The organism is Burkholderia sp. Se-20378, from assembly GCF_017104665.1.
In the GTDB taxonomy this organism is placed as follows: Bacteria; Pseudomonadota; Gammaproteobacteria; order Burkholderiales; family Burkholderiaceae; genus Burkholderia; species Burkholderia lata.
The window spans coordinates 24856-36215 of sequence record NZ_JAAGPG010000035.1 but is presented as its reverse complement, the minus strand read 5'-3'; the positions used below and the strand labels follow the sequence as shown (position 1 = coordinate 36215).

Genomic DNA, 11360 nt, shown 5'->3' with positions numbered 1-11360 from the left:
GGCTATTTCATCAGGCCAGCGCTGTTCGCCGACGTGCCCGCCGACAGCTCGCTATGGTGTGACGAAATCTTCGGACCGGTGCTGTGCGTCCGCGCATTCGACACCGAAGACGATGCGATCGCGGCCGCCAACGATACCGAATACGGGCTCGTCGCAACCGTCGTCACGCGCGACACGGCCCGCGCCAGGCGGGTTGCCGGCGCGCTCGAGGCAGGCGTCGTGTGGATCAACACGCCGCAGCTGATCTATCCGCAAACCTCATGGGGCGGCTACAAGCGCAGCAGCATCGGACGCGAGCTCGGCCCGTTCGGGCTCGCTGCATTTCAGGAGATCAAGCAGGTCATGATGCCGGCCGGCTGAGGTCGCCGCGCCATGCGTTTATGTCATGCCGCGCATGCGGATATTTCGTTTGTTGCGGAAATTTGACCTCCCTACAGTTTATCCACACCCCGCGCCGCAGTTCGGCGACAGGCATCAGACCACACGGCATCGTTCATCAGGAGACGGCCATGCAACACTTCAAGGCGGGCAGAAGGCAGGTGATCAAAACCCTCGGCACGGCGCTCGCTGCATCCGCCCTTCCGATGCCATTCATCAGTACTGCGAAAGCACAGACGAGCAGTTTCGCAGGCAAGACGCTGCGCCTGCTCACGTGGTCCGACGATACCGGCGCGGCCGCGCTGCGCAACATCGCGGAAAGCTTCAGCAAGCAGACCGGCGCACGCGTGATCGCCGATCGCGCGGACGGCACGTCGGGGATGGTCGCGAAGGTCAAGGCCGCGGGCGAGCGGCCGACCTACGACGTCATCACGCTCGCCGGCGTCGGCGCGTCCGGTCTCGCGGACGCGGGCCTGCTCGCGAAGCCCGACCTGAACCGGCTGCCGAACCTGAAGGACGTCGCGCCGCAATACCGCACCGGCGCGAACGGCTTCGGCATCGGCTACCTGCTGTGGTCGGACGGGCTGATCTACAACACGGCAACCGTGAAAAGCGCACCGTCGAGCTACGAGGCACTGTGGGATCCGAAGTATGCGGGCCGCCTGTTCCTGCCGCCGCCCGAGTGGGCCGAAGCGGTCGACCTCGCGATCATCGCGGCGAAGCTGGCCGGCGGTTCGCAGCAGAACATCGACCCGGGATTCCGGAAGCTCGCGCAACTGAAGGACCGCGTGATGACCCTCGGCGAAAACCCGAACCAGGTCGCCGACCTGTTCCGCACGGGCTCGCTCGACATCGGCGGCATCTATTCGCCCGCGTTCTTCCCGGACCAGATCCGCAAGCCCGACTACAAGATGGGCGTGACGTACGGGATGAAGGAAGGCTTCGCGACGCAGCTGATGTTCACCGTGATTCCGAAAGCGCACCCGGGCGACCTCGACCTGATCCACGCGTTCATCAATCATTCGCTCGACGCCGGCGTACAAGGCCGGATGGCGGCCGACGTCCTGAACGGCCCCGTGAACGGCAAGGCCGTGATTCCCGCGGAAAGCCGTGCATTCGTGCCGTCGCCGCAGCAGATCGCGGAGAAAGCCGTGCTGCATGACGACAAGGCGCTCGCGGCGGTCCAGCCGGCATGGATCAAGCGCTACACGGGCCTCTTCTCGGCGTAACGACATGGCCTCCCTGTCCTCTCCCCACGATGCAGGGCCGGCCGCAGCAGCAACGGCCGGCGCGGGCGCCGATGCGCCCGCGCTGCCCGGCGTGCCACCCTGGCTGCTGCTCGCGCCGATCCTCGCGTTCCTCGCGGTGCTCGCCGCCGCGACGGTCACGGTATTGCGCATGAGCGTCGGCGTGTCCGGCGACGAATGGCGGACCTTCACGCTGCAGAACTACCTCGACCTCGCGGACCCGTACTTCACGACGTCGTTGTGGCTCACGCTGCGCCTCGCGTTCCAGAGCATGGTGTGCGCGGTGCTGCTGGCGATCCCGGTGGCGCTCGCGATGGCGCGGACCGAATCGCGGCTCGCGCGCCGGTTGCTGCTCGCCGGCGTGCTGTTGCCGCTGCTCGTGAACCTGCTGCTGCAAGGCTACGGCTGGCTCGTGATCCTCGGCCCGGCCGGGTTGCTCAACCGCGCGCTGCTGGCCACCGGCGTGATCGGGCGTCCGCTGCAGTTGCTGTACCGCGAACACGGCGTGCTGCTCGGGCTGATCCAGACCGCGTTCCCGCTCGCCGTGCTGCCGCTGTCGAGCGCGCTGCGCGCGGTGTCCCGTGCGTACGACGAAGCCGCCGCGACGCTCGGCGCGAGCCGCTGGCAGACGCTGCGGCACGTGACCTTGCCGCTCGCGATGCCCGGCCTCGTCTCCGGCGCGCTGCTCGTGTTCGCGTACAACGCCAGCGCGTTCGCGGTGCCGCTGCTGCTCGGCGGCCGACGCGTACCGATGCTCGCCGTACTCGTGCACGACCAGGTCGCACCGCTGCTCAACTGGCCCGCCGCCTCGGCATCCGGCGTCGTGCTGATGGGCGCGACGCTCGTCGTGATGGCGGTTTCGCAGCGCCTCGTGCGCACCCTGCAACGCACCGGCGAGGTGAACCGATGAATGCCCTGCTCCTGCGCGCGCCGATGCCCGGCCGCCTCGGACGCGTCACCGGCGGGCTCGCGACGCTCGTGCTGTTGCTCGCGTCGCTGCCGATCCTGACGATGATCACGATGTCGTTCGGCGCCTCGGGCACGCTCGAATTCCCGCCGCGCGAATTCAGCCTGCACTGGTATCGCGCCGCCTGGCAGACGTTCGTGTCGTCCGATGCGGGCAGCGCCCAATCGATGGGCGCCGCGTTGACGACGAGCCTCGTCGTCGCGGTCGCGACGATGCTGATCGCGACCGCCGTGTCGGTGCCCGCGGCTTACGCGCTGTCCCGTTACCGATTCCGCGGCAAGACGCTCGTCGAGCAGCTCGTCGCGTTGCCGATCGTCTATCCGCTCGTGATGCTCGGCCTCGCGCTGCTGATCGTGCTCAACGCGCTGCCGGTCGAACTCGGCATCGCGCGGCTCGTCGTCGCGCACGTGATCCTGACGCTGCCGTTCACGGTGAAGAACTGCGCGGCGTCGGTCGCGTCGATCGGCCCCGATTTCGAGGAAGCCGCGTGCCTGATGGGCGCGAGCCCGCGCCGCGCGCTCGTCGACGTCGTGCTGCCGCTGATGCGGCCCGGCATCCTCGCCGGGATGCTGTTCGCCTTCATCGTGTCGTTCAACGAATTCACGGTGACGTTCTTCCTGTACAGCATCGACACGATGACCCTGCCAGTCTGGCTCTACAGCCGCACCGTCTCGTCGCTCGACCCGACCGTGTTCTGCTTCGCCGTGTTCACCGTCGCGATCGACTTCGCGCTGATCTGGATGCTCGAAAAACTCGTCGGCGACAAGGGTGTCGCGCTCTGACGCGCGCGCCATCTCGCCCTCGCCCGTGCAAGGAACCCTCATGACCCAGCTCATCCTCCAGAACGTGACGAAGCGCTTCCACCAGGCGTATGCGGTCGATCACGTCGACCTGTCGGTGCCGGACGGCAAGCTCGTCTGCTTTCTCGGCCCGTCCGGCTGCGGCAAGACCACGCTGATGCGGATCATCGCCGGCCTCGAAACGCCCACCTCCGGCACGCTGACGTTCGCCGGCCGCGACCTCACGCGCGTGCCCGCCAACCGGCGCGACTTCGGCATGGTGTTCCAGTCGCTCGCGCTGTTTCCGCACATGACGGTCGCGCAGAACATCGCGTATCCGCTGCGGCTGCGCAAGACGGACAAGGCCGCGCAGGCACGGCGCGTCGCCGAGCTGCTCGAACTGATCCAGCTGCCGCACATGGCCGACCGGCTCGTCACGCAACTGTCGGGCGGACAGCGCCAGCGCGTCGCGATTGCCCGTGCGATCGCATCGTCGCCGCGCCTGCTGCTGCTCGACGAGCCGTTGTCGGCGCTCGACGCGAAGCTGCGCGAGGCGATGCAGGTCGAGATCCGGCTGCTCCAGCAACGGCTCGGCATCACGACGATCATGGTCACGCACGACCAGCGCGAAGCGATGACGATGGCCGACGAGATCGTCGTGATGGAGAAAGGCCGGATCCAGCAGGTCGGCCGGCCGCTCGACATCTATCGCGATCCGGTCAACGAGTTCGTCGCCGATTTCATCGGCCTCGGCAACATCCTGCCGGTCGCGTGCGACGGCGACGACGCCATCGTCCTGCCCGGCGGGCAGCGTCTCGCGATCCGGCGCGCGCCGGACGCGCCACGCGCGACCGATGGCGTGCGCCTGCTGATTCGTCCCGAGGATGTCTGCGTGCGTCCGGGCCAGCCGGCTTCGGCGCCGAATACGCTGGCCGGCACGATCACGTTCGTGCGCGACGTCGGTGCGTCGATAGAAGCGACGATCGATTGCCGGGGCTTCACGCTGACGGCCGCGACGACGCCGCGCGAAACGCCCGACCTCCACGTCGGCATGCCGGTGCTCGCGGAACTGCCCGCCCATGCGTGCAAGCTCATCGCCGCCCGCGGCGCCTGATTCCCTTTTCCTTTCTCCCGCGCAGTCCAGCGCAGCAACGAGGATCTCACCATGAACGCAACGTCCCAAGCCACCCGCCACGTGCAGCGCCTGCTCGCCCGTACCGTCCTCCTCTGCGCCTGCGCCGGCACTGCTGGCCTTGCCGCGTTCGCGCCGCTCGCGCACGCCGACGCGCTCGACACGATCGCGAAATCGGGCGTCGTGCGCATCGGCGTGTTCGAGGACTACCCGCCGTTCGGTTCGATCGGCCCCGACATGAAACCGCAAGGCTACGACATCGACATGGCGAACCTGATCGGCCGCGCGCTCAACGCGAAAGTCGAACTCGTTCAGGTTACCGGCGACAACCGGATGGCCTATCTCGCCGACCGCAAGACCGACATGCTGCTGTCGGTCGGACAGACGCCGGAACGCGCGAAGGTGATCGACTTCTCGAACGCGTATGCGCCGTACTACCTCGCCGTGTTCGGCCCGAAATCGCTGGCCGTGAAGGGCAACGCCGATCTCGCCGGCAAATCGGTCGCGGTCGCGCGCGGCACGCTCGAGGACCTGAGCGTGAGCAAGGTCGCGCCGCCGAGCGCGACGATCAAGCGCTTCGACGACCCGAACGGCGCGATCGCGGCGTTCCTGTCGGGACAGGCGCAGTTGCTCGTGGTCGGCAACGACGTCGGCGCGACGATCATCGCGCGCCATCCGTCGATCGATCCGGAACAGAAGTTCTCGCTGTTCAGCTCGCCCGATCACGTCGGCCTGAACAAGAACGAGCCGCGCCTGATGCAGAAGGTCAACGACGCGATCGCCGGCGCCCGCAAGAGCGGCACGCTGAATACGTTGTCGCAGAAGTGGCTGCACGCGGCACTCCCGGCCGACCTGTGATGCGCGCCGCACCCGCCCCGCACTCACGACGAAAGGCATCGCGATGACCTACGTGTTCGACTTCAGCGATTTTGGCCTCTACGCCGGCATGCTCGCGCGCGGCATCGGCGTGACGCGCGGCCTCACCGCGGCCTCCACCGTGCTGGGCGGCCTGATCGGCACCACCGGTGCGTGGGTCGCGCTCGCCGGCCCGCGCTGGGCGCGCGCGCTCGTCGCGGCCTACGTCGAGCTGATCCGCAATACGCCGTTCCTGGTCCAGCTGTTCTTCATCTTCTTCGGGCTGCCCGGGATCGGCGTGCACATCGACGAAGCCCAGGCGGCCGTGCTGGCGATGACGGTCAACCTGGGCGCGTACGCGGTCGAGATCCTGCGTGCCGGCATCGAATCGGTGCCGCACGGGCAGGTGCAGGCGGCGCGCGCGCTCGGGCTGCACGGCCGGCAGGTGTTCGGTCACGTCGTGCTGCCGCAGGCGCTCGCGAACGTGTACCCCGCGCTGCTCGGGCAGGTGCTGATCGTGATGCTCGGCTCCGCGGTCGTCTCGCAGATCTCGGTGCCCGACCTGACCTATGCGGCGAACTTCATCCAGTCGCGCAACTTCCGTGCGTTCGAGATCTACATCGTCGTGACCGCGATCTACCTGCTGCTGTCGATCGCATTGCGCATGCTGCTCAATCGCGCCGGCCGGCGGCTGTTCTCGGGCCGCACCCAGCGCGGCGCGGCGGCCGCGTCCCAGCGCACCCGGTTTGCGCGCTTCACGTGGCGCACCCGCTCTCCCGAAACCCGCCTTCCCACGGAGCGTGCACGATGATCGAATTCACCTTCCAGGATATAGCGTGGAACCTGCTGCTCGCCGCGCGCTGGACCGTGCTGCTGTCGCTGATCACGTTCGTCGGCGGCAGCGTCGCCGGGTTCGCGCTGCTGGCGATGCGCATCTCGGCTTCAGCCGCGCTGCGTCGCTTCGTGATCCTGTACGTCGAGCTGTTTCAGGGCACGCCGTTGCTGATGCAGCTGTTTCTCGGCTTCTTCGGCTTGCCGCTCATCGGCATCGACGTGACGCCATGGGTGGCCGCGTCGGTCGTGCTGACGCTGAACGCCAGCGCGTATCTGACCGACATCTGGCGCGGCTGCGTCGACGCGGTACCGCGCGGCCAGTGGAACGCGGCGGCCAGCCTGGGCATGACGTGGACCCAGCAACTGCGCTACGTGGTGTGGCCGCAGGCGTGGAAGATCGCGCTGCCGCCGACCGTCGGCTTCCTCGTGCAGGCAGTCAAGAGCACCGCGCTGACGTCGATCATCGGGCTGACCGAGCTGACCAAGACGGGCAACATCATCACCAACGCGGTATTCAAGCCGTTTCCGATCTACGCGATGGTCGCGCTGCTTTACTTCGCGATGTGCTTCCCGCTGACGTGGTATGCCCGCGTGCTCGAACGTCGCTATCGCGTCGCGAAGGCACGCTGAACCGGCGCCGCGCGCGCTTCATTACGATCCAGGAACTTCCATGATTTCCATCAGCAACGTTTCGAAGTGGTACGGCCAGTTTCAGGTCCTCAGCGACTGCACGACCGAGGTCAGGAAAGGCGAAGTGGTCGTCGTGTGCGGCCCGTCGGGCTCGGGCAAATCCACGCTGATCAAGACCGTGAACGGCCTCGAGCCGTTCCAGCAGGGCGAGATCCTCGTGAACGACCAGTCGGTCGGCGACAGGAAGACGAACCTGTCGAAGCTGCGTTCGAAGGTCGGGATGGTGTTCCAGCATTTCGAGCTGTTCCCGCATCTGTCGATCACCGAGAACCTGACGCTCGCGCAGGTCAAGGTGCTCGGCCGCGGCAAGGATGAGGCGAACGAGAAGGGCATGAAGCTGCTCGACCGCGTCGGCCTGAAGGCGCATGCGCACAAGTTCCCGGGCCAGCTGTCGGGCGGCCAGCAGCAGCGTGTCGCGATCGCGCGCGCGCTGTCGATGGATCCGATCGCGATGCTGTTCGACGAGCCGACGTCCGCGCTCGACCCCGAGATGATCAACGAAGTGCTCGACGTGATGGTCGAACTCGCGCAGGAAGGGATGACGATGATGGTCGTCACGCACGAGATGGGCTTCGCGAAGAAGGTCGCCCATCGCGTGATCTTCATGGACAAGGGCGCGATCGTCGAGGACGACCGCAAGGACGATTTCTTCTCGAATCCGAAATCGGAACGCGCGAAGGACTTCCTCGCGAAAATCCTGCACTGAGCGATACCGCGGCGCGCCGCCGCGCGCCCGCTCCACCCCGACTCTCCCGATGAAACGACTTCCATCCCTCAACGCGCTGCAGGTGTTCGACATCGTTGCCCGTCACGGCAGCTTCACGCGCGCCGCCGAGCACCTGTGCCTGACCCAGGGGGCCGTGAGCCGGCAAATCCTCGCGCTCGAGAGCTTCTATCAGTTTGCGCTGTTCAAGCGCACGCCCAAGGGGCTCACGCTGACGGCCGAAGGGGAGCTCCTGTTGCCGACGGTGCGCGAAAGCTTCGCGCGCATCGAGGAGGTATCGATGCGCCTTTCGCGCAGGCGTACCGAACTCGCACTGAAGGTGCCGACCTGCATGATGCAGTGGATGCTGCCGCGCATCATGCGGTTCCAGGCCGAGCATCCCGAACTGCAGGTGCAGATCACCACCACCTGGGATCATCAGGTCGACTTCCGGATGGAGCCGTTCGACGCCGCGGTGATCTACGCGGCCGGCGCCGGCCCCGACATGCATGCGATCCCGTTGTTCGAAGAACGGCTCACGCCGGTCTGTGCGCCGAGCCTGCCGGACCGGCAGCCGCTCACGAGCCTCGACGACCTGGCCGGTCACACGTTGCTGCATCCAACCCGCGATCACCGGGACTGGAAGCGGTGGCTCGACCATGCGGGCGCACCGCACGTCGACTCGACGCGCGGCCTGAGCTTCGAAACGCTGGATCTCGCGACGCACGCGGCGATCGACGGCTATGGGGTCGCAATCGGCGACAGGACGCTCGCCGACGAAAGCGTGACGGCGCACCGGCTGGTGATGCCGTTCGACCTGTCGTTGCCGACGGGGATGGGCTATTTCTTCGTGTATCCGGACGGTGCGGAACAGCAGCAGAAGATCCAGCTGTTCGGCGGCTGGATCGCGGACGAACGCAAGGGCGCTGCGGGCGTCGCGAGTGTCGCGGGTGTCGCGCCGGATTGATCGGATACCGCGTCTTACGCATGCTGCACGACCCCGCGAAATGTGCGACTGCGCCGGTTCGAGCGGCCTAATCCGGTGGTCGCACGCATCGCGCCGAATCATTCGAAAGTCCCGTCATGAAGGAAGGCAACGAGCGATCGCCTGTCGCGCGGTCGCTCAGCACGCCCGGATGTCCTGCGTGACCAGTTCGTGTCGGCCGATCACCTCGAAAACCCGACGCGCCATGCCGCCTCAAACATCGCGCCCCATCGGGATAAAACCTGCACCCGGCGGTAAAACGTCCCCTGAAACAGCTCGGTAAAGTGGCCAGCGGCTATTTGTAATGCTTCACGGCCGCGCTCAAAACAACCGATTCAGGAGACATGAATGCAACGCATCACGAGATCAGCCATTCGCCGATCGGCATGGGCCGCGTCGGGCACCGCGCTCACCCTGGGGCTGTTTGCCTGCGGCGGCGTCGACTCGCCTTCCACGCCGGTCACGCAACAGGACTTCGGCTACACGACGTTGAACCTGATCACCAGGGACGGCCTGAAGTTCAAGGACATGGACAAGAGCGGCCAGCTCGAACCGTACGAAGACTGGCGACTGAGTGCCGACGTGCGCGCGCGGGACCTGGTCGGCCGCCTCACGCTGGCCGAAAAAGCCGGCCTGATGATGCACGGCACCGCTCCGGTGCTGAACGACACCACCGGTTCAGGCACCGGCTCCGCTTACGATCTGGCGGCACTCAAGACGCTCATCAATCAGCGGGGCGTCAACACGTATATCACGCGCATGAGTGGCGACGCGCACACCATGGCCGATCAGGCCAACCAGATTCAGACGCTGGCGGAGCAGTCGCGGCTCGGCATCCCGGTGTCGATCAGTTCCGACCCGCGCAACCATTTCCAGTACACGCTCGGCGCAAGCGCAGGCGGCGGCGGTTTCTCGCAATGGCCCGAAACGCTCGGCTTCGCCGCGATCGGCGACGCGGCACTCACGCGAAAATTCGGCGATATCGCGCGCCAGGAGTATCGTGCGGTCGGCATGACCGAAGCGCTTTCGCCGCAGGCCGACCTGGCGACCGAGCCGCGCTGGTCACGCATCAACGGCACCTTCGGCGAGGACGCCGATCTCGCGCGCACGCAGGTTCAGGCCTATATCGAAGGCTTCCAGGGCGGCAGCAACGGCATTCAGGCCAATAGCGTCATCGCGGTCGTCAAGCACTGGGCCGGATATGGCGCGCAGAAACTCGGGTTCGACAGCCACAACTACTATGGTCGCTATGCGACCTATCCGGGCAACAACTTCGCCTATCACCTGAAGCCGTTCGAAGGCGCTTTCGCGGCCAACGTCGGCTCGGTCATGCCGACCTACTCCGAACCGGACATGACGGTCACGGTCGACGGCATCACGCTGGAGCCGGTGGGCGGCGCTTACGACAAGGCGCTGCTGACCGACCTGCTGCGCGGGAAATACGGCTTCAAGGGGGTGATCGTGTCCGACTGGCTGATCGCCGACGACTGCGACGCGAACTGCATCAACGGCGTGTCGTCGGGATCCCCTTCGTTCGTCGGACTGGGCATGCCCTGGGGGATGGAAGGCGCGACCCGCGTGCAGCGTTTCGTGCGAGCGGTCAATGCCGGCATCGACCAGTTCGGCGGAGACGACGATCCGAGCGACCTCATCGACGCCGTCAATCAAGGGCAGTTGTCGGAAGACCGACTGTCGGAATCGGCCTATCGCGTCCTGCTGCAAAAATTCCAGCAAGGCTTGTTCGATCATCCGTACGTCGATGCAGACGCGGCCGGCAAGATCGTCGGCAACGCCGACTTCCAGGCCCAGGCACTCGACGCGCAGCGCCGCTCGATGGTGCTGCTGCAGAACAACGGCAAGCTGCTGCCGATGACGGCGTCCGGCAAGAAAGTCTGGCTGTACGGTATCGATCCCGCAGTTGCCCGGCAATACGGCTATCAGGTCGTCGATACGCCGCAAGCCGCGGACGTCGCGATTCTCCGCGTGAGCACGCCTTATCAGACGCTGCACCCGAACTACATGTTCGGCTCGATGCAGCATGAAGGCAGTCTTGCGTTCGTCGACGGTAGTGCGGACTACGAGGCAATCAAGCAGGCCGCGCGTGCGCCGAAGTCGATCGTCTCGGTGTACATGGATCGCCCCGCGATCCTGACCAACGTGCAGGACAAGGCCACCGCGATCCTCGCCAATTTCGGCGTGACCGATGCCGCGCTGTTCGACGTGCTGACCGGGAAAGGCCAACCGCAAGGGAAGCTGCCGTTCGAGCTGCCGTCGTCGATGGCGGAGGTCGCGGCGCAGCTGGAAGACGTGCCGCACGATACCGCGCATCCGTTGTATCCGTTCGGATACGGTTTGACGTATTGATGCGTTGACGCATTGTCGATGCCGGCTCGCCGATCGCGGCCGGCATCGACGACCTCGATGACCGGCGCACGCGCATCGCCCCGCTCGATCTTCGATCCGGCATCGCAGTATCGCGACGGCCCGTGGCCGCTCGAACGCGGTGCGCCCGTTGCGCCGCGGGCCCGTGACGCGCTGTGCGTCCAGCCAGGCCGGCGATCGTCCGCGCCGTGTGTCCGGATCACTCATTGCAACGAATCCATCCGGTCGGCAACGCGCACAAGTACAAGACAACACGCGCCCCATCTCGAGTCGCAACCCGCACTGCATATCGCAAAGGCCCCAAACCCGGGGCCGCCGCCCGCTTCCCGGCAAACAGGCTCACGGCGGCCGAAGTCGCCACATCGCCCCCCCCCCCCACAGAAACGATTCCATCGATTCTTCGCAATG

11 protein-coding genes are annotated in these 11360 nt (G+C 66.4%); all 11 read left to right on the top strand.

Features of this window, described 5'->3' with window-relative positions; translation table 11 throughout:
- Window positions 1-360, top strand: a 360-nt coding sequence (locus G3N93_RS07235) for an aldehyde dehydrogenase family protein (RefSeq protein ID WP_206132659.1), incomplete at its 5' end; no start/stop codon positions are given.
- 149 nt (window positions 361-509) lie between these two features.
- Window positions 510-1607 carry a PotD/PotF family extracellular solute-binding protein gene (locus G3N93_RS07230; RefSeq protein WP_174932278.1) on the top strand — a complete coding sequence of 366 codons (1098 nt, stop codon included), beginning with the start codon at window positions 510-512 and terminating at the stop codon, window positions 1605-1607.
- Between the two features lie 4 nt (window positions 1608-1611).
- Entirely contained in the window at window positions 1612-2535 is a 924-nt protein-coding gene (locus tag G3N93_RS07225) for an ABC transporter permease (protein ID WP_241026443.1), read from the top strand.
- On the top strand, window positions 2532-3374 hold the full coding sequence (locus G3N93_RS07220) for an ABC transporter permease (RefSeq protein WP_206132657.1): 843 nt from the start codon (window positions 2532-2534) through the stop codon (window positions 3372-3374). Before G3N93_RS07225 ends, G3N93_RS07220 begins: the two co-directional genes overlap by 4 nt.
- A 40-nt stretch (window positions 3375-3414) precedes the next feature.
- The gene (locus G3N93_RS07215; RefSeq protein WP_206132656.1) at window positions 3415-4485 is read left to right on the top strand and encodes an ABC transporter ATP-binding protein; all 1071 of its coding nucleotides are present in this window, start codon (window positions 3415-3417) and stop codon (window positions 4483-4485) included.
- Between the two features lie 51 nt (window positions 4486-4536).
- A complete protein-coding gene (locus G3N93_RS07210) occupies window positions 4537-5361 on the top strand; it encodes a transporter substrate-binding domain-containing protein (protein WP_174932270.1) in 825 nt (274 codons plus the stop codon).
- A gap of 43 nt (window positions 5362-5404) precedes the next feature.
- The gene (locus G3N93_RS07205; protein WP_206132655.1) at window positions 5405-6169 is read left to right on the top strand and encodes an amino acid ABC transporter permease; all 765 of its coding nucleotides are present in this window, start codon (window positions 5405-5407) and stop codon (window positions 6167-6169) included.
- Window positions 6166-6822: an amino acid ABC transporter permease gene (locus G3N93_RS07200; protein WP_011349406.1), complete on the top strand. Its 657-nt coding sequence runs from the start codon at window positions 6166-6168 to the stop codon at window positions 6820-6822. The genes G3N93_RS07205 and G3N93_RS07200 overlap by 4 nt, the downstream gene beginning before the upstream one ends.
- A 40-nt stretch (window positions 6823-6862) precedes the next feature.
- Complete coding sequence (locus G3N93_RS07195; RefSeq protein ID WP_206132654.1) at window positions 6863-7588, top strand: amino acid ABC transporter ATP-binding protein; 726 nt, start codon at window positions 6863-6865, stop codon at window positions 7586-7588.
- A 49-nt stretch (window positions 7589-7637) separates the two neighbouring features.
- Window positions 7638-8552 carry a LysR substrate-binding domain-containing protein gene (locus G3N93_RS07190; protein ID WP_206132653.1) on the top strand — a complete coding sequence of 305 codons (915 nt, stop codon included), beginning with the start codon at window positions 7638-7640 and terminating at the stop codon, window positions 8550-8552.
- 366 nt (window positions 8553-8918) lie between these two features.
- Window positions 8919-10934, top strand: a complete 2016-nt coding sequence (locus G3N93_RS07185) for a glycoside hydrolase family 3 N-terminal domain-containing protein (RefSeq protein WP_206132652.1) — start codon at window positions 8919-8921, stop codon at window positions 10932-10934.
- Window positions 10935-11360 lie beyond the last annotated feature (426 nt).